16 protein-coding genes are annotated in these 19,757 nt (G+C 49.8%); 11 read left to right on the top strand and 5 right to left on the bottom strand.

What is annotated here, in order from left to right; translation table 11 throughout:
* Positions 1 to 137 precede the first annotated feature (137 nt).
* A complete protein-coding gene (locus tag CPY98_RS10350; RefSeq protein WP_080723943.1) occupies positions 138 to 344 on the top strand; it encodes a DUF1127 domain-containing protein in 207 nt (68 codons plus the stop codon).
* A gap of 72 nt (positions 345 to 416) precedes the next feature.
* On the opposite strand, the gene CPY98_RS10345 is transcribed toward CPY98_RS10350, so the two are convergent.
* Both CPY98_RS10345 and CPY98_RS10340 read right to left on the bottom strand, forming a co-directional pair.
* Positions 417 to 2,432: a U32 family peptidase gene (locus CPY98_RS10345; protein ID WP_096387597.1), complete on the bottom strand. Its 2,016-nt coding sequence runs from the start codon at positions 2,430 to 2,432 to the stop codon at positions 417 to 419.
* A 99-nt stretch (positions 2,433 to 2,531) separates the two neighbouring features.
* On the bottom strand, positions 2,532 to 3,152 hold the full coding sequence (locus CPY98_RS10340) for a class I SAM-dependent methyltransferase (protein WP_096387595.1): 621 nt from the start codon (positions 3,150 to 3,152) through the stop codon (positions 2,532 to 2,534).
* Positions 3,153 to 3,497: 345 nt separating this feature from the next.
* On the opposite strand from CPY98_RS10340, the gene CPY98_RS10335 reads away from it, so the two are divergent.
* From CPY98_RS10335 to CPY98_RS10310, 6 genes are all read left to right on the top strand, one after another.
* Positions 3,498 to 4,733 carry an SfnB family sulfur acquisition oxidoreductase gene (locus tag CPY98_RS10335; protein ID WP_096387593.1) on the top strand — a complete coding sequence of 412 codons (1,236 nt, stop codon included), beginning with the start codon at positions 3,498 to 3,500 and terminating at the stop codon, positions 4,731 to 4,733.
* 23 nt (positions 4,734 to 4,756) lie between these two features.
* The gene (locus tag CPY98_RS10330) at positions 4,757 to 5,962 is read left to right on the top strand and encodes an SfnB family sulfur acquisition oxidoreductase (RefSeq protein ID WP_096387591.1); all 1,206 of its coding nucleotides are present in this window, start codon (positions 4,757 to 4,759) and stop codon (positions 5,960 to 5,962) included.
* Positions 5,962 to 7,344 (top strand): LLM class flavin-dependent oxidoreductase, encoded by a 1,383-nt coding sequence (locus tag CPY98_RS10325; protein WP_043493197.1) that lies wholly within the window; start codon positions 5,962 to 5,964, stop codon positions 7,342 to 7,344. The genes CPY98_RS10330 and CPY98_RS10325 overlap by 1 nt, the downstream gene beginning before the upstream one ends.
* A gap of 78 nt (positions 7,345 to 7,422) precedes the next feature.
* On the top strand, positions 7,423 to 8,196 hold the full coding sequence (locus tag CPY98_RS10320) for a MetQ/NlpA family ABC transporter substrate-binding protein (RefSeq protein WP_096388745.1): 774 nt from the start codon (positions 7,423 to 7,425) through the stop codon (positions 8,194 to 8,196).
* 2 nt (positions 8,197 to 8,198) lie between these two features.
* Complete coding sequence (locus tag CPY98_RS10315) at positions 8,199 to 9,374, top strand: methionine ABC transporter ATP-binding protein (RefSeq protein WP_231899459.1); 1,176 nt, start codon at positions 8,199 to 8,201, stop codon at positions 9,372 to 9,374.
* The gene (locus tag CPY98_RS10310; protein ID WP_040044957.1) at positions 9,358 to 10,008 is read left to right on the top strand and encodes a methionine ABC transporter permease; all 651 of its coding nucleotides are present in this window, start codon (positions 9,358 to 9,360) and stop codon (positions 10,006 to 10,008) included. Before CPY98_RS10315 ends, CPY98_RS10310 begins: the two co-directional genes overlap by 17 nt.
* Before the next feature lie 81 nt (positions 10,009 to 10,089).
* Here the strand turns inward: CPY98_RS10310 and cbl are convergent, their stop codons facing one another.
* Entirely contained in the window at positions 10,090 to 11,040 is a 951-nt protein-coding gene (cbl, locus tag CPY98_RS10305; RefSeq protein WP_096387589.1) for an HTH-type transcriptional regulator Cbl, read from the bottom strand.
* 562 nt (positions 11,041 to 11,602) lie between these two features.
* Here cbl and CPY98_RS10300 point away from each other — a divergent pair.
* Together CPY98_RS10300 and uspE are read left to right on the top strand one after the other, a co-directional pair.
* Positions 11,603 to 12,358, top strand: a complete 756-nt coding sequence (locus CPY98_RS10300) for an FNR family transcription factor (RefSeq protein ID WP_038502821.1) — start codon at positions 11,603 to 11,605, stop codon at positions 12,356 to 12,358.
* Positions 12,359 to 12,547: 189 nt separating this feature from the next.
* Entirely contained in the window at positions 12,548 to 13,507 is a 960-nt protein-coding gene (uspE, locus tag CPY98_RS10295) for a universal stress protein UspE (RefSeq protein ID WP_025801340.1), read from the top strand.
* A gap of 66 nt (positions 13,508 to 13,573) precedes the next feature.
* On the opposite strand, the gene pntB is transcribed toward uspE, so the two are convergent.
* Together pntB and pntA are read right to left on the bottom strand one after the other, a co-directional pair.
* The gene (gene pntB / locus CPY98_RS10290) at positions 13,574 to 14,965 is read right to left on the bottom strand and encodes a Re/Si-specific NAD(P)(+) transhydrogenase subunit beta (protein WP_025801339.1); all 1,392 of its coding nucleotides are present in this window, start codon (positions 14,963 to 14,965) and stop codon (positions 13,574 to 13,576) included.
* A 10-nt stretch (positions 14,966 to 14,975) separates the two neighbouring features.
* Positions 14,976 to 16,505: a Re/Si-specific NAD(P)(+) transhydrogenase subunit alpha gene (pntA, locus tag CPY98_RS10285; protein WP_025801338.1), complete on the bottom strand. Its 1,530-nt coding sequence runs from the start codon at positions 16,503 to 16,505 to the stop codon at positions 14,976 to 14,978.
* A gap of 620 nt (positions 16,506 to 17,125) precedes the next feature.
* On the opposite strand from pntA, the gene ydgH reads away from it, so the two are divergent.
* Together ydgH and CPY98_RS10275 are read left to right on the top strand one after the other, a co-directional pair.
* Positions 17,126 to 18,076 carry a DUF1471 family protein YdgH gene (gene ydgH / locus CPY98_RS10280; RefSeq protein WP_096387587.1) on the top strand — a complete coding sequence of 317 codons (951 nt, stop codon included), beginning with the start codon at positions 17,126 to 17,128 and terminating at the stop codon, positions 18,074 to 18,076.
* Positions 18,077 to 18,355: 279 nt separating this feature from the next.
* Positions 18,356 to 19,747 (top strand): amino acid permease, encoded by a 1,392-nt coding sequence (locus CPY98_RS10275; RefSeq protein WP_025801336.1) that lies wholly within the window; start codon positions 18,356 to 18,358, stop codon positions 19,745 to 19,747.
* The last annotated feature ends 10 nt before the right edge of the window (positions 19,748 to 19,757 follow it).

The raw sequence follows: 19,757 nt of genomic DNA, 5'->3' as shown, positions 1-19,757 counted from the left end.
CCAGTACAGTTGGCCGTGATTTTGACCATTCAGATCGCATAATGCGCAATCTGTATGTTAAATAATAGTTATTTTTGTATCTGTGATGTGTATTCACTTCGCGCAATGATATTTGCATCAAAACCGCGAGGAGTTGCATGATGGGATATGACGAAAACCAAGCCAAGAAACCGTTTTTACAGTCGCCGTTTTATCTGTTTTTCATGGGGCTGTACCAGCATTGGCAAACGTGGCATATGCGAAGAAAAGCGCATAACGATTTACAACGGATGAGTGCACAGCAGCTGAAAGATATTGGTCTATCCTGTGCGGATATTGACAATATAACCCGCCAGAGAAGGTAGGTTTGAAGATCAATAAAGCCTCTCCGGTTGGTGGAGAGGCTCTCTTATCAACGTTTTATTTACCGCAGATAGTTAGCGACGAACTTTCGTTTTTGGCGTAGTCGCTGACTTGCGCGGCAACGTTTTCAGTAATTCGTCAGGCGTTACCGACGCCACTACGCTGCCAGCCAGCGGCATTTTTAGAATGTGATTTTTGATTTTCCCTATCACGTGCATTTCACACGGTTTGCAATCGAACTTCAGCGTCAGCACTTCATCCTGATGAACCAGCTGCATCGGCGACGCTCGCCCTTTCACACCCTGCACACCTTTGGCCTGTTTAGGGCAAAGATTGAAGGCAAAGCGCAGGCAATGCTTAGTGATCATCACCGGAACATCACCTTTCTCTTCGTGCGCCTCGTAAGCTGCATCAATCAACTGCACGCCATAGCGTTGATAAAACTCGCGCGCTTTATGGTTATACACGTTAGCTAAAAATGTCAGGTGTGTTTCAGGATAAACCGGCGCTGGCTCTGATACGGCTTTACGACTGCCACGCTGATAGGCATGTAAACGCGCTTCCGTCAGCATATCTATGGTTTCGCGACGCAGCTGATTGAGCAAACCATTAGGCACGAAATACGCTGCAGGCAGGTTAATCTCAATGCCCTCTGAGAAATAGATACTCTGGCCTAGCTTAGCGAGGCCATCGTGCAAGCTATTGAAGGCTTTCTCAGGCTGTTTGGCAATGTCGAAGAAGCCTTCCAGCGTTTGGGTAACGCTCACCCCGTCCATCGTACTGGCCGTTAGCATCAGCTGATTTTCATTTCCGCTCAGGCGTAGTTTGACGCCAATTCGTCGCTCGCTTGATGTTTTCAGCAACGCCTGTTGCCAGTTATGATCCAGATTGCGGTTTAGCGGATGATGCGGACGCACATTTTTCAGCGCGTCCAACATGTCGTTTGGCCAAACGCGGAAACTGTTGGCGGCAATTTTCTCCACTTTACTGGCGCGGAAGCCGACAATGTCACGCTTTATCAATACGTTCAGGCCATCGCCATTGGTCAGCGGCTCCGTCACGCTCACATCGACGTGATCTTTTCCGACCTTCAGCACTTCGCCAATAGGCAAACCCACAAATTTCGGCGAATCAAACGCGCCGATATCCATTTGGCGCTGGTTGACAAAATAGTCGGTGCTGCCACGGTGGAAAGTTTTATCCGGAGACGGGACAAAAAAGTGCTCAGTGCGCCCCATCGACGCCGGAGCCAGTTCTGGCCTTGCTGTCATAATCGCATCAAGGTGCTGACGATAATAAGCCGTGATGTTTTTCACATAGCTCATATCTTTATATCGCCCTTCAATTTTGAACGAGCGCACGCCGGCATCAATTAAGGCGATCAGGTTTTGGCTTTGATCGTTGTCCTTCATCGACAGAAGATGTTTTTCGTAAGCGACCACGCGTCCCTGATCGTCTTTGAGCGTATAAGGCAAGCGACATGCCTGCGAGCAATCGCCACGGTTCGCACTGCGGCCGGTCTGAGCATGCGAGATATAGCACTGGCCGGAATAAGCCACGCATAGCGCGCCGTGAATAAAGAATTCAACCGTGGCGTCGATGTTATCGCTGATGGCTTTGATTTGATTCAGGTCGAGTTCGCGAGCTAAAACGATTTGCGAAAAGCCAACGTCGGATAAAAATTTAGCTTTTTCAACGCTACGAATATCGGTTTGGGTACTGGCATGCAGCTCAATCGGGGGGATATCCAATTCGAGAATACCCAAGTCCTGAACGATAAGGGCATCCACGCCCGCTTCATAAAGCTGATGGATCAAACGTTCCGCCGGTTTCAGCTCATCGTCATGCAAAATAGTATTTAGCGTGACAAAAACTTTTGCCGCAAATCGATGAGCAAATCCCACCAATTCAGCGATGTCGCTGAGCGAGTTGCCTGCATTATGGCGCGCACCAAAATCTGGGCCGCCGATATAAACGGCATCGGCGCCGTGTAGAATCGCCTCGCGAGCGATAGCCACATCGCGTGCGGGGCTTAATAATTCAATCTTATTTTTATGAGTAATTTTAGGCAAAACATCGCTTCGTAGCATGGATAAACCGTCTTAGTGAAAAGGCGAAAACGTGGCTATTGTAGTCAGGAATTTGCACTTCACAAGAAATCCCCGCTCACAATGTGTGATTTATTCAGCTTAAGCGTCACGAACCGCCAACCAAACGGTATGGAAACCACATTCAGGATCTTCAATGCGATGTTCTACCACGCTGAATTGGTGCTGATGAAGCAGATTTATATACTCTGTTGGACTGAGGCTGGCATGAAAAAGTGGTTTTCCACAAAATTCCCCTATCGCTTCTCCCTGTCCTGGCCCACTGGTGAACATCAGCGCGGCTTTATCGGCAGCATGTGCGAGAAATATAGCAAACATCTTTCGCTGATCGGCCTGACACAAATGGAAAAAACTATCCCATGCAATGATTCCGTCAAAGCGCGTACCTAAATCTAATGTGCGCATGTCATTAACCAGCCAGCGCTGCTGTGGAAAACGTTCGCGGCAACGTGCTATTTGCGCTGAAGCGCCATCGATGCCGGTGACGGTGAATCCCTGCCGAATAAAGTATCCCGCTATGGGCTCTCCGCTGCCACAGCCGATATCCAGAATATGGCCATTGGCCGGAAGCTGTGCGAGAAACCGTTCTAGCCAAGGAACCTCACAGCGTGGCGAATCTCCCCGAGCGCCATTGCGTTGCGAATCCCAGAAGGCGGAGTTTTGCTGATATAACGGAATAATATTGTCTGCGGGAGACGTCATAACGGCCCTTACCGATGATTTATACCCATCGCGAAGTCATTTGGTTTGAACAAAATCTTAAGCGAACACGCAATCTAAAATCAAAAATTAACTAAGCATTGCTGAAATAAGGCTAAGCAACTGCTTTACATAAAGCGTTAATACTTATTACTATCTGATTACATTATTGCGTTAATTATATCTTTATCGAATTAAACGTTTTTAAGACGCTATAAGCCTAAGACAAGATAAATAACTAAACGTAATAAGTCATAACTCAATATCTAGCGTTATTTCATTTTTCATATATTCAATATGCGGGCTGCTATTGCCTAAATTTTGGATAAGAACCATAAGGAATACTATATGCCCGTATTAACGCCTGATGAAAATAAATACCAAAACAATTCGGCGGTATTTCCAGCCAAAATAATCACCACCGAGCGTGAGGCGATAGAAGCCGCCAAGCAGGTGGCGAAGTTTGCCGCAGAAGAGGCTCAGCACCGCGATCAGCAGCATGTATTACCGCACGCTGCGCTCGACTTGTTCACGCACAGCGGCCTTGGCAGCATCACGATTCCGAAAGTATTTGGTGGACCGCAGCTCTCTTTCGCCACCGTTGCTGAAGTTTTCCGGATTATTTCTGCCGTTGATCCGGCGCTGGGGCAAATACCGCAAAACCACTTTGGCATTCTGCAACTATTAAGTATTACGGCCTCAGAAGAACAATTAAAAAGATTATACGGTTCTGTACTCGCAGGATGGCGTATTGGCAATGGCGGCCCAGAACGCGGAACAAAAGATACTTTGGATATGCGCACACGCCTAACCAAAACCGCAGCGGGCTTAGTATTAAACGGTGAGAAATTTTATTCTACCGGTGCATTGTTTGCTCATTGGGTGGCGATTAAAGCTATCGATGATAATCAACAACCGGTGATCACTTTTGTTCCTAAACACACGGAAGGTCTGCATATCGTCGACGATTGGTCGGGTATGGGACAGCGCACCACCGCCAGCGGAACGATTAAGCTGCACAACGTGTTAGTGGCTCCAGAGAATGTGATTGCCCTCGCCCCTATTTCACAGCAGCCGAATATTCAGGGCGCAGTTTCTCAGCTTATTCAGGCTGCTATCGATGCGGGTATCGCCCACGGAGCCTTAGAAGAAGCGAAATCATTTGTACGCGAACGCTCACGCCCTTGGATTGATGCCAACGTAGACCGTAACAGCGACGACCTTTACATCATTGCCGACGTTGGTCGTTTAACTATCGAACTGAATGCCGCAAATGCCCTATTAAAACGAGCCGCGAGTATCTTGGATCAGACGCAATCAGCGCCGATAACGGCAGAAAGTGCCGCCTATGCCTCTATTGCCGTCGCAGAAGCCAAGGTCTTAACCACGGATATTGCCCTCGCGGCCAGTGAAAAACTGTTTGAGTGGGCAGGTAGTCGCTCGACGTTGGCCGAATTTGGTTTAGACCGTCATTGGCGTAACGCCCGCACTCACACGCTACACGATCCAGTGCGCTGGAAGTTTCACGCCATCGGCCAGTATCGCCTTAATGGCATATTTCCTGCCCGCCACTCTTGGATTTAATTCAACCACAGGATGATTTTGCTATGACAACACAGGTTCGCCCGCAAACGCCTGCGGCCAGATTAGAAACGACAGACCAAATATTAGCGCTGACACAACGTTTAGCCGAGGCATTCTCCCTCGAATCGGCGCTGCGTGACCGAGAGCGACGCTTGCCTGACACTGAACTGCATACGCTGTTCAGCAGTGGTTTAGGGGGTATCACCGTTCCGGCGCAATTCGGCGGTGCCGATGTGTCCTGCGCCACGTTGGCACAGGTGGTGAGCCGTTTGGCTCAGGCTGACGGCTCTATTGGTCAGGTGCCGCAAAATCATTTTTATGCCTTGGAAGTTTTGCGTATCAATGGCACTCAGGCGCAACAGCAACGGCTATATCAGGAGGTCTTAGACGGCGTGCATCTGGGTAATGCATTGGCTGAGTTCGGCACACCGAATGCCCATACACGCCGCACTCATCTGTATCGCAGCGACGATAAACTGCTACTTTCCGGCCGTAAATTTTATGCCACCGGCGCGATTTATGCCCAGCGCATTCCGGTTCTGGCACTGGGAGAAGACGGCAACGAAGTGCTGATTTTCTTACCTAGACAGACTGAAGGGCTGACCATTATTGATGACTGGTCAGGTTTTGGTCAGCGCACCACCGGCAGCGGCACGGTGTTACTCAATAATTGTGAAGTTGATATTGATGACGTCGTGCCTTTCCACACCGCATTTGAGCGTCCAACCACCGTTGGCCCCTTTGCACAGCTGTTGCATGCCGCCATCGATCAAGGCATCGCGCGCGCGGCCTACGAAGATATGCTGGCATTTGTGCGTGAGCATGGGCGCCCGTGGATAGACTCCGGCGTGAGTGCCGCCACTGACGATCCTTTGACGCTGGAACGAATCGGACGCATTTCCGCACGCCTGAGTGCGGGTGATGCGCTGCTGGAAATCGCCGGTTTATCGGTTGATACCGCGCAACATAACCCAACGGCGGATAGCGTGGCGCAGGCCTCTATTGATGTTGCACAGGCGCGCGCGCATACCACCGAGGTAGCGCTGGCAGCCGGTAACCTTCTTTTTGAACTGGGCGGGAGCCGTTCCACGCTGCGTGAATATAACCTCGATCGCCATTGGCGCAATGCGCGTACCCATACCCTGCACGATCCAGTTCGCTGGAAATATCATGCGGTTGGGAATTTTTACCTCAATGGGCAACGCCCGCCGCGCCGAGGGACGATCTGATGAGCCAGCAGAAAAAACAGATCTTGATGAATGCCTTCAACATGAACTGCGTTGGGCATATCCATCACGGTATGTGGACGCATCCCGAGGATCGCTCGACGGATTTTAATAGCCTGAACTATTGGCTCGATTTGGCGAAACTGCTCGAACGCGGTTTGTTTGACGGCCTGTTTATTGCCGATATCGTGGGCGTTTACGACGTATACCAGCAAGGCATTGGTCTAACGGCGCGGGAGTCGATTCAACTTCCCGTGAATGATCCGATGCTGCTGGTACCCGCCATGGCGAGCGTTACACAACATTTAGGGTTTGGTGTTACCGCCAATCTTAGCTACGAACAGCCTTATTTGTTTGCACGCCGGATGTCTACGCTTGACCACCTGACTCAAGGGCGCGCCGGATGGAACATTGTGACCGGTTATCTCGACAGCGCTGCGCGAGCGATGGGACAAACTCAGCAGATCCCGCATGACCGCCGCTACGACATGGCTGACGAATATCTTGATGTGCTTTACCAGCTTTGGGAAGGTAGTTGGCAAGAGGATGCGCTGCTGGCCGATCGTCAAAACCGAATCTATGCAGACAGTACTAAAATTCATTCTATTCAACATCATGGTGAATTCTTCGACGTGGAAGGCTATCACCTCACCTCTCCATCACCGCAGCGCACCCCGCTGCTTTATCAGGCGGGAAGTTCCAAACGCGGCATTCAATTCGCGGCTCGCCATGCAGAATGCACCTTTGTGAATGGCGCTACGCCGCAGGCCATGAAAGCTCAGGTCAATACGCTGCGTCAGGCTGCCGTCGCCGCGGGTCGTCGTGCCGATTCGCTCAAAGTGTTCATGGGCGTGGGCGTTATTGTGGCTAAAACCGAAGCTGAGGCGAAAGAAAAGCATCACGAGTATCTGCGCTATGCCAGCCCTGAAGCCGGATTGGCACATTTCTCCAGCTCAACCGGGATCGATTTGGCTTCGTTTGATTTGGATGAACCTATCGTGGCGGGAAAAGTTGAGGCGATTGAATCCGTAACCAAGGCTTTCAGCGGCTGGACTAAACGCCGCCTCCTTGAACAGCATGCGTTGGGCGCGCGTTATCCGGTGATTGTCGGGTCACCGTCGCAGGTCGCGGATGCGCTACAAGTGTGGATTGATGAAGCCGACGTGGATGGATTTAACCTCACGCGCATCGTAAATCCAGGCAGCTACCGCGACTTCATCGATTTAGTGGTGCCTGAACTGCAATCACGCGGCGTCTACAAAACCGAGTACGCCGAAGGCGCGCTGCGGCACAAACTTTTTGGCCAAGGCGCACAGCTTACTGCGTTGCACCCAGCCGCTAAACGACGTTATCAACCGCAGCCTTTGCAAGCTTTTGCAGGTTAAAACAAGCATCTTAATTTTGCTATTTACAGGGGTGGAACCATGAAGTTAGCGCACATAAAACTCGGAACTTTGGCCATTATGCTGTTGTTGAGTGTTCAGAGCGTATTCGCCGCCGCGCAGTTCGAAGGGCCGTTAAAACTAGGCACCACGGCAGCATTCGCACCGCCGCTTGAGGTGGCCGTTGCCGAAGCGAAAAAACAGGGTTTGAACGTTGAGCTGATCGAGTTCAGTGATTGGATCGCGCCCAACGTGAGCCTAGAAAATGGTGATATTGACGTTAATCTTTTCCAGCACAAGCCCTTCTTGGAAAATGCCAATCAGCAAGGTGGTTTGCATCTCGTGCCATACGCGCCCGCCATCATTAACAATGTCGGCCTGTATTCAAAAAAATACAGCAAGATTTCCGATCTCCCGGTCGGTGCGAAAGTCGCTATCGCCAACGATCCGATAAATGCCGGACGCGGGTTATTGCTGTTACAAAAAGCGGGATTAATTACGCTGAAACCCGGCGTGGATTACAAAGCGACCCAAGATGACATCATCAGCAATCCCAAGAAAATTCAGATTATAGAAATTGAAGCCGTGCAACTTTCTCGTTCCTTCGACGACGTGGACTTAGCTCAGGGCTACCCAAGCTATCTGCGTCAGGCCAATACCGTGGCACCGGAAAGCGCTTTGCTGTTTGACGGCATTGACCATCCACAGTACATCATTCAATTCGTGATCCGCGATGGGCATCAAGCCGATCCTAGACTGCGTAAGTTTGTTGATATCTATCAGCACTCTCCGGTTGTCCGCGCCAAGCTGGACGCATTTTACGGCAAGCTGTATCAGCCTGGCTGGAGCGCATAACCATGATGAATCTTTCTATGCTTCGCCTATCGGCGCTTCAACTCTCGATGTTCAACACCGCTATGCTGGCAGAAAGCCTGCGGGAGCCAGCGGTGCTAGAACAGCAAGAAATTCAAGAAACCGAAAATGTGCCTGACGTTCTCAACAATCATATTGTGTTAACGGATCTGAACAAAACCTACGCCAACGGCGTGAAGGCGCTCAAAGACATTAATCTGACTATCCAGCGCGGTGAAATATTTGGCATTATCGGCCGCAGTGGCGCAGGAAAATCATCCCTGATTCGCACGCTAAATCGCTTAGAAAATCCGTCATCGGGAACGGTGGCTGTGAACGGTGTCAATATTGGCGCATTGAATGAAGATGAGCTGGTTGCCTTTCGACGCCGTACCGGCATGATTTTTCAGCACTTCAACTTACTTTCGGCCAAAACCGTACGTGAAAATATCGAGTTGCCGCTCAAGGTCGCGGGCGTAAGCGCAGCGGCAAGAAAATTAAAGGTCGATAGCCTGCTGAAGTTGGTAGGTTTAGAGGTGCGACACAATGCTTATCCAGCGCAGCTTTCAGGGGGACAAAAACAGCGCGTGGGTATTGCTCGAGCCTTAGTGCATGATCCCGAGATTTTGCTGTGCGATGAAGCCACTTCGGCGCTCGATCCTGAGACTACGCATTCTATTCTGGCATTGCTTAAAAGCATCAACCAAGCGTTAAAGCTCACGATTGTACTGATTACCCACGAGATGGAAGTGATCCGTGAAATCTGCGACCGCGTAGTCGTCCTCGAACACGGCGAAATGATTGAATCCGGCGATGTCTGGCAGGTTTTTGGTGAGCCTCAACATGAGGTCACGCAAACATTGCTTACCCCGACGAGGCAGAATCTGCCGGAAAATATCCAAGCTCAACTACATCCGCACCCAAAATCTGCACGTGATGCGCTGTTGTTACGGCTCAGCTACAGTGGATTTGAAGCCAGCCGCCCAAACCTCAGTGCCTTGGTGAAGGCCTTAGGCCATGACGTGCAGATTATCAGCAGCTCTCTGGATGTCATCCAACAGCGTACTGTAGGCAGCGTTTTACTGACCGCTATTCCCCAATTCGGTGCTACTGCGCTGATAAACAAAGCGCAAAAAGTCGCTACCCGCGTGGAGGCATTAGGCTATGTCTATTCAGCTTGATCGTTTGTGGCAAGGATTTATTGATACGCTATTGATGGTGGGCGTTTCATCACTGCTGGCGCTGCTGATTGGCCTCCCACTGGCTGTGATTTTGGTGGTGTGCAGCCGTAACGGACTCTATGAAGCGCCGCGGATACAACAGGTATTGGGCTGGTTTGTGAATTTATTTCGCTCCGTGCCTTTCTTAATTCTGATGGTTGCGCTGATCCCTTTTACGCGATTAATTGTCGGAACGACCTACGGTGTTTGGGCCGCCGTGGTGCCGTTGACCGTGGCCGCAACGCCCTTCTTTGCGCGTATCGCAGAAGTAAGCCTGCGGGAAGTTGATCATGGTTTAGTGGAGGCTGCACAGGCGATGGGCTGCAAGCGACTGCACATCATTTGGCACGTTTTACTGCCCGAGGCATTACCGGGCATTGTCAGTGGTTTCACCATCACGTTGGTGACCATGATCAACGCCTCCGCCATGGCCGGTGCCATCGGTGCCGGTGGGCTGGGTGATTTAGCCTATCGCTACGGTTATCAGCGCTTTGATACGCAGGTTATGTTTACGGTGATTGTGGCGCTGGTTGCATTGGTTACCGTGTTGCAGTTCAGCGGAGACAAGCTGTCAAAGCGGTTAAATCATCGCTAGCGGTTTTTGAAATTCGGCAAGTGTGGTGATAGCTCACGCTTTATACGGGGCTATCACCACCGTAATGTTCAATGGCTGAAATCAAATTTGATAATCAATAATCGATGGGTCTTCAAACTGCATCACCTGCGTTTTTATTTGCGCAGGAGTTAATGCTGGATTACATAATTCAATGAGCTGCCAGACATAATCACGCTGAATCTGCCCTTTCCTCACCCCAATCCACGCCGTATTTGGCGCAAAAAGAGCGCTTGCATCAAGCGTGACCAGTTGCTGAGTCGCCCCCTGCTGACACGCCTGTTCAGCCAGTATCCCAACGCCAAAACCCAGTTCAACGTAGGTTTTGACCACGTCCGAATCCTGAGCGCTAAGCACGATATCAGGCGCTAGCCCCGCCGCGCTAAACGCCTGATCGATACGTGAGCGCCCAGTGATGCCTTGCCGATAGGTTATTAACGGAAATTGGCTCACGCTCTCCAGCGTAATCGGCAATTCAACCAACGGATGAGTTCGTGGAACTAAAAGCGCATGTTGCCAGTTAAACCACGGAAAAGCGGCAATGGCAGGCGACTCCGTTAAACACTCACTGGCGATACCAATATCGGCATCGCCGTTATGTAGCATGGCGCGAATTTCCTGCGGCGAGCCTTGATTGAGCACTAAGCGCACCTGTGGAAATCGCTGACGAAAATTTTTCAATACCGGAGGCAGGCTGTAACGCGCTTGGGTGTGTGTGGTGGCGATGACCAGAATACCTGACGATTGCTGGGTGAAGTCCTCTGCAATGCGCCGAATATTGCTAGCCTCGTCCAATGTTCGTTCAACGACCGTCAGCAGCGCCTTCCCCGGTTCTGTAAGCCCCAGAATGCGCTTGCCGTGGCGCACGAAAATCTCCAGCCCCAGCTCATCCTCTAGCTCACGGATATGGCGACTAACTCCCGACTGAGAGGTATAGAGCATGTTAGCGACTTCTGTGAGATTGAAGTTGCAACGCGCAGACTCGCGGATGATCTTCAGTTGTTGGAAGTTCATGGCCTTTCTTTAAACAAGAAAACATCCGCCATTTTTAAAGCGTTTTGCTGTACGGGCCAAATAATCAAAAATGGTCTGATATAGCTTATTGAACTAAGTGAGCTGCATGCTGGTATTTTCTGTTTCTCTTTTGCTCATTTTTGTCGTGAGTTCGCAAAAAAGGAAAAAAATATTCATTGAGAGAAATTATTTAAACTTCATTTAGGCTGCGCTACCGTTATTTCACGAATAGAGACAAATTATTAACCTTCAAGGTTTACATGCTACGCTCAAAACCGCACCGCCATTGACTTTTATCGATGAAACTTCGACTTCATGCAGAAAACTAAATGGTTATTTTCTTTGCTAAAATTTAACACTGAAAATAATTCACTCACAACATAACAACAAATTCACGCTTATTGAGTGACGTTGTCACATAAAAAGAACTTAATTTCGGTCACATTTCTTAAATTTAGGCTGACTTAATCGTGGAATTATCGTTTGGATCAACAACAGGGTTTATTCTCTGCCCTAAAAGATGTTAAAATTGACCAATATCAATATTGCTTGGGCATTACCTATGATTCCGGAAAAGCGCGTCATTCGTCGTATCCAGTCTGGCGGTTGTGCGATCCATTGTCAGGATTGCAGCATTAGCCAGCTGTGCATTCCTTTTACTCTTAATGAGCACGAGCTGGATCAGCTTGACAATATCATTGAGCGTAAAAAGCCGATTCAGAAAGGTCAGGCGTTGTTTAAAGCCGGTGACGAGCTGAAATCGCTGTATGCCATTCGCTCCGGAACCATCAAGAGCTACACCATTACCGAACAAGGTGATGAACAGATTACCGCATTCCATCTTGCGGGCGATCTGGTGGGTTTTGATGCTATCGGTACCCAGCAACATCCAAGTTTTGCTCAGGCACTTGAAACCTCAATGGTTTGTGAGATCCCATTCGAAACACTGGACGATCTCTCAGGTAAAATGCCGAGCCTGCGTCAGCAGATGATGCGTTTAATGAGCGGTGAAATCAAAGGCGATCAGGACATGATCCTGTTGCTGTCGAAGAAAAATGCCGAAGAACGTTTGGCAGCCTTCATCTATAACCTCTCTCGCCGCTTTGCCCAGCGTGGCTTCTCACCGCGTGAGTTCCGTTTGACCATGACGCGTGGCGACATCGGTAACTATCTGGGTCTGACCGTTGAAACCATCAGCCGTCTGCTGGGTCGTTTCCAGAAGAGTGAAATTTTAAGCGTTAAGGGCAAATACATCACCATTCAAGACGTAGACGCCCTTTCGCTGTTGGCAGGCAACCCTCGCTCAACCAACGAGTAATCTTCATATCCAACCGGATCATTATTCTGAAAGCATTTTTTCTGATTAGTTGATCCGGTTCTCTTCCTTCCCCTACTTTGTTTGCGCATCATGGTTTACTCTTAACGAGTAAGGCCTATTGTATGGTTTTGTCCCTTGGACGATAAAACAGTGCCATGCGCACATTTTTTGGGTTAGCGAGGAGGCGGTATGGCGAAGTATCAGAATCTTCTGGTGGCTATTGACCCCAATCAGGATGATCAACCGGCGTTACGTCGTGCTGTTTATCTGGTCCAACGAAACGGTGGGCGCATTACTGCGTTCCTGTCTATCTATGATTTTTCCTACGAAATGACAACGCTGTTGTCGCCAAATGAGCGCACCTCTATGCGTCAGGGCGTTATCAGCCAGCGTTCGGCGTGGATCAAAGAGCAGTGTCGCTATTATTTGGAAGCTGGCGTGCCAATTGATATCAAGGTGGTTTGGCATAACCGTCCTTTTGAAGCGATTATTCAGGAAGTCATCAGCGGTAAATACGATTTGCTGCTCAAGATGGCACATCAGCACGATCGCTTGGAGTCCGTTATTTTCACCCCTACCGATTGGCATTTATTACGTAAATGTCCTTGCCCTGTGTGGATGGTCAAAGACCAGCCATGGCCGCAGCACGGTACAGCGCTGGTGGCGGTCAATCTGTCGAGCGAAGAGCCCTATCATGACCCGCTAAACATTAAATTAGTGAAAGAGTCGCTCGAACTGGCGGAGCACGTGGACCATACTTCTCTGCACTTGGTTGGTGCCTACCCGGTTACGCCAATTAATATCGCCATCGAACTGCCGGACTTTGATCCGAGTATTTATAACGATGCGATTCGCGGACAGCATCTGCTGGCGATGAAAGCGTTGCGGCAGAAATTTGGCATGAAAGAAGAATGTACGCATGTCGAAAAAGGCCTGCCTGAAGAAGTGATCCCTGACGTTGCCGACCATTTGAACGCGGGCGTTGTGGTGCTTGGTACGCTAGGGCGAACCGGCATCTCCGCGGCATTTATTGGCAATACCGCAGAACATGTGATCGACCATCTGAAATGTGACCTGCTGGCCATTAAGCCTGATGGTTTCCAGTCGCCCGTTGAATTAGATGACGACGATGAACATGATGACGAATAACTAAGCCGCTAGACGATAGATGTAAAAAGGGCCGCTATTGCGGCCCTTGTGTTTTATTACAGGCAATTACAGCGCGCGAAGGATCGCTTCTACGCTGGCTTTCGCATCACCAAACAGCATTTGGGTATTGTCTTTGAAGAACAATGGGTTTTGAACGCCAGCATAGCCGGTATTCATTGAGCGCTTGAAGACGATAACATTCTGCGCTTTCCACACTTCCAACACCGGCATACCGGCGATTGGGCTACGTGGATCTTCCATTGCCGCTGGGTTTACCGTGTCGTTCGCGCCAATAACCAGAACGGTATCGGTATCAGCAAAGTCGTCGTTTATCTCGTCCATTTCTAGCACGATGTCATACGGGACTTTTGCTTCTGCCAGCAATACGTTCATGTGACCAGGCAAACGACCGGCAACGGGATGAATACCAAAGCGAACTTTTACGCCCATGGCACGCAGCTTCGCGGTGATTTCTGCCACCGGATACTGCGCCTGAGCCACGGCCATACCGTAGCCTGGGGTGATAATCACAGATGAAGAGCCTTTCAACTGCTCAGCCACTTCCTCAGCCGTGGTTTCACGGTACTCACCCATTTCCTGATCTTCACCCGTGGATGAACCATCGGTACCAAAACCACCGGCAATAACGCTGAAGAACGAGCGGTTCATCGCCTTACACATAATGTAAGACAGGATGGCACCGGAAGACCCCACCAACGCACCGGTTACAATCAGCAAATCGTTGCTGAGCATGAAGCCCGCAGCCGCTGCGGCCCAACCGGAATAGGAGTTCAGCATAGAAACCACAACCGGCATGTCTGCGCCGCCAATTGAGGCCACCAAATGCCAACCAAACGCCAGCGCAATGATTGTCATCAGCAGTACGCACATGACCTGAACGCTGGTGCTACCGGTATTAACGAACCATACCATCAGCAGGAAAGAGACTACCAGCGCAGCCAAGTTCAGCTTGTGACGGCTTGGTAACATCAGTGGCTTAGATGAAATCGTGCCACGCAGTTTACCAAATGCGACGATAGAACCGGTGAAGGTGACCGCACCGATGAAGATGCCGAGGAACACTTCGGTCAGATGGATGTTTTCCATCACATGTTCCATTGAACCCGGCTGGTGCTCGATAAAGCTGTTAAAGCCGACCAGTACGGCCGCTAAACCCACGAAGCTGTGCAATACGGCAACCAGCTCTGGCATTTCGGTCATTTCGACTTTCTTCGCCAGATAGATACCAATGGCACCACCGATCACCATGGCAACGATGATCCAGCCAACGTTGCTGGAATCGGGGCCAAAGATGGTTGCGATCAACGCAATGGCCATCCCGACTACGCCAAAAATATTACCCTGCTTGGACGTTTCGTGTTTAGACAGACCCGCCAGACTAAAAATAAACAGGATTGCGGCAACAATGTATGCTGCAGTAACTAATCCTCCAGACATGTGTTACCCCTTAGTTCTTGCGGAACATTTTCAGCATGCGCTGAGTCACGGTGAATCCACCAAAAATGTTAATGCTGGCAATCAGCACGGCGATAAAAGCAAAGAAAGTGATCCAGCCGCCGTGGCCAATTTGCAGCACCGCCCCCACAACGATAATCCCTGAAATCGCGTTGGTTACCGACATTAATGGCGTATGCAGTGCGTGACTGACATTCCACACAACGTAATAACCGACCACGCACGAAAGCGCGAAAACGGTAAAGTGCGAAAGAAACTCTTTTGGTGCGACATTCGCCAGCCAACCAAACAGGATAATGGCGACGGCAAGAATGATATATTTTTTGAATGGAGAAGCCGGTTTCTCTGGCTCTTTGGCCGCAACAGGTTCAGCTGCTTTCGCTTTTGGCTGAGCAGAAACCTGAATTGGCGGTGCTGGCCACGTCACTTCACCGGTTTTAACGACGGTAACACCGCGAATAACGGTATCGTCGAAATCAACGTTAAGCGTGCCGTCTTTCTCTTTGCACAGCAGTTTTAACAGGTTTACCAAGTTGGTGGCATAAAGCTGAGAAGACTGCGTTGGCAACCGGCTTGGCAGATCGGTATAGCCGATGATTTTCACGCCGTTTGGCGTTTCGGTTACCGTGTCCGCGACGGTCAATTCGCAGTTACCACCGGTTTGCGCCGCCAAATCGACAATCACGCTGCCCGGCTTCATGGATTCAACCATTTCTTTGGTAATCAAGCGTGGAGCAGGTTTACCCGGAATCAGCGCCGTGGTAACGATAATATCCACGTCTTTCGCCTGAGCGGCGAACAGTTCCATCTCGGCTTTAATGAATGCCGGAGACATCACCTTAGCGTAGCCATCGCCGCTGCCAGCCTCTTCCTCGAAGTCTAACTCAAGGAACTCAGCGCCCATGCTTTGCACCTGCTCTTTCACTTCAGGGCGTGTATCGAAGGCGCGAACTATGGCACCTAGGCTTCCCGCTGCACCGATCGCAGCTAAACCAGCCACGCCAGCACCGATGACCATCACTTTGGCAGGAGGAACTTTACCTGCGGCGGTGATCTGTCCGGTAAAGAAGCGCCCGAATTCGTGCGCGGCTTCAACAATGGCACGATAACCCGCGATGTTTGCCATGGAGCTCAGGGCGTCGAGGGATTGGGCGCGAGAAATACGCGGCACGGAATCCATCGCCATGACGGTAACCTGACGCTCTGCCAATTTTTGTAGTAGATCTTGGTTTTGCGCAGGCCAAATGAAGCTGATTAAAGTACTGCCCGGATTCATCAGAGCAATTTCTTCATCCTCTGGCGCATTCACTTTTAAAATGACGTCAGATTGCCAAATATCTTCATAACCAACAATTTCGGCTCCAGCCTGCTGGAATGCCGCATCATCGAAGCTCGCTAATTTGCCAGCACCGTTTTCGATCGCCACGGTAAAACCCAATTTCAGTAGCTGCTCTACCGTTTTCGGCGTGGCTGCTACACGGGCTTCATTGGCCAACCGCTCTCTGGGTATACCAATACGCATAATCTTCCCTTTTCACCTGTCAATAAGATGAGCGTCATCCTGAGATAGCGATGACCGTCAGAGCCTTACAGCTCAGTGTTTGCTATACCTTTTTTACACAGAGTCGAAACTCTCGCTACTTTAGGTATACATAGCTACCTATAACCTACTGAAAATATAACTGATGATCCACTGTTCCCATGCGTTTGCAGGCCATATTTAATAAAATTTATCGCTTTATGTTCAGGATTAGTAGAAAGATTGTGAAAACGGGTCTTAATATCTTGATTTCACGGTCAAAAGAGTGGGTAGATATTAGCCAGACTATTAGCATGGAGCCTTTTAATCATGAACTTGAATCTTACGTTAACACAAACTTAACACTTGAATGCTATTCTGGGCGCTGCGCGGATTTCTTGCGCGTAATCTAGAATGAAGCAAAAATGCGATTTGGTAACCATATCACTGAGTACGCATAAATTACTGAGGCATGACAACTTATTACATGTAATAATCTGCCCCATTATTTTTTACATACATTGTCACTACGATAAGTTGAGCATCAGCAGAAACAACTGTTAAAAGACGAAACGGTTCTGCCTGCAATACTCGTCAATGCAAAAAGGCGTAAAGGATTTTTTATGAAGCTGAAAACCACCATTATTGCATCAGCGTTATTGTCTCTTACTGCGCTGTCTGTTCAGGCCGCACAGGAACTCACACCAGAGAAAGCCTCCGAACTGAAGCCATTTGAACGAGTAACCATTAGCGGCCGCTTTAATGCGATCAACGATGCGGCAAGCGCGGTGTCTCGTCGGGCTGATAGCATGGGCGCAGACTATTTCTATATTCAGGACATCAATAACAGCAATAACGGCGGTAACTGGCGCGTAACGGCAGATGTGTATAAGAAAGACGCTGAAACCGTGAAACAAACCACAAACTATCGCGTATTCAACGGTGTTAAAGAGCTGCCTAAGACAGAGGCTTATCTGTTACAGCCTTATGACACCGTTACCGTCAGCGGTTTCTTCCGCAGTCAGCCTGATGTGACCGATGCGATTAGCCGTGCAGCGGCCAAGAAAGGCGCAGATTCCTACTTTATCGTGCGCCAAATTGATGCCAACAGCGGCGGCAACCAATATATTACAGCCTACATCTATAAAGCTGATGCGCCGAAACGTCAGGTTCAGAGTCCAGATGCGATCCCTGCCGATTCTGAAGCAGGTAAAGCCGCACTGGCTGCCGGTGGCGCAGCCGCTGCCAACGTTGAGATCCCTGGCGTAGCTTCATCAGGCACACCAAGCACTGGCGTAGGCCGCTTCTTCGAAACCCAGTCGTCTACCGGCAAGCGCTATACCGTTACGCTGCTAGATGGTACGCAGATTCAGGAAGTGAACAACACTACCGCGGCTCAAATGGTTCCATTTGACTCAGTCACCTTCACTGGGCATTTCAACAGCATGACCGATGTGTCTTCTGAAGTGGCTAAACGCGCAGCGAAGAAAGGTGCGAAGTACTACCACATTACGCGTCAGTGGCAGAATAAGAGCGGTGGTAACCTCACCATCAGTGCCGATCTGTTCAAATAATCGCACTGTCTTATGTCTTAAGGGCAGCCATTGGCTGCCCTTTCTTATTGGCGTAATTATTTGTGTCACGGCAACGAAACGTATCTGCAGAAAACATCAGCTAACAATTGCATACTTTTTTGCATAAAACGCATATTCATCCATTGCACCCCCATCCCTCAACTCGTACAATCTGCGCCACTTTTACGGTTTAATGTTTTGCGTATTTGAACGCATAACCGTATTTAAACTAATCATATGTTATCAAACAGTTAATCATACTGGCTTCAGGACTTCGCATTGGATAAAAAACTCGGACTCACCGCCCTAACGGCTCTGGTACTCAGCTCTATGCTAGGGGCTGGCGTTTTTAGTCTGCCGCAAAATATGGCCGCCGTAGCCAGTCCCGCCGCATTGCTGATCGGTTGGACTATCACCGGCGTTGGCATTTTGTTCCTCGCCTTCGCTATGCTGTTACTGACCAGACTTCGCCCTGACTTAGACGGCGGTATTTTTACTTACGCCAAAGAAGGGTTCGGTGAGCTGATCGGTTTTTGCTCAGCCTGGGGATATTGGCTATGCGCGGTTATTGCGAACGTGTCATATCTGGTGATCGTTTTTGCTGCCCTGAGTTTCTTCACTGATTCGGCGGGTCATACTGTCTTTGGCGACGGTAATACGTGGCAGGCTATCGTCGGCGAGTCTATTTTGCTTTGGGTGGTTCACTTCCTGATCCTACGCGGGGTGAAAACGGCAGCGGGCATCAACCTAGCCGCGACGCTGGCTAAGCTATTGCCTCTGGGGCTGTTTGTGGTTCTCGCCGCGATGGCGTTCAAGCTTGATACTTTCAAGATTGATTTTACCGGCATCAAACTGGGTGTTCCTGTTTGGGAACAGGTAAAAGACACGATGCTCTACACGCTATGGGTATTCATCGGCGTCGAGGGTGCGGTGGTGGTTTCTGCACGCGCCAAGCATAAGAAAGATGTTGGCTTAGCCACCATGCTGGCCGTAATTTCGGCGTTAGTGGTTTACCTGCTCATCACCCTGCTTTCACTGGGTGTGATGCCTCGCGCTGAACTGGCTGAAATCCGCAATCCATCCATGGCCGGTTTGATGGTGAATATGATGGGGCCAATCGGTGAGATTATTATTGCCGCCGGGCTGATTGTATCAGTGTGCGGTGCCTACTTGAGCTGGACGATTATGGCTGCGGAAGTGCCCTTCCTCGCCTCTCAGCAAGGCGCATTCCCTAAGATTTTCGGTAAACAAAATAGCAAGGAAGCCCCTGCGTCATCGCTTTGGCTAACCAATGGTGCGGTTCAAGTTACGCTGATTATCATCTGGCTGACGGGAGCAAACTACAATAACTTGCTGACAATCGCTTCAGAGATGATCTTGGTGCCTTATTTCTTAGTCGGCGCGTTCCTGTTAAAAGTGGGTCGTCAGAAGCAAGACAAACGAATTATGTTTGCCGCCTACGGCGCCTGTGCTTATGGTCTATGGCTGATTTATGCTTCCGGCATCACACATCTGCTGATGTCTGTCATGCTGTATGCGCCCGGTCTGTTGGTCTTTATGTTTGCTCGTCGTGGTTTAGAGAGCAAAAAAGATCTGTGCGGAATGGAGCGCATGGGCATCTTCCTGCTGCTGCTTGCAACCTTCCCAGCTGCATGGTTTATGTTTGGCTAGTCTGTAGAAA

It is taken from the genome of Hafnia sp. CBA7124 (assembly GCF_002355555.1).
GTDB lineage: Bacteria > Pseudomonadota > Gammaproteobacteria > Enterobacterales > Enterobacteriaceae > Hafnia > Hafnia alvei.
Note: the sequence above shows the minus strand (reverse complement) of the source record. Positions and strands in the feature narration are given on the sequence as shown.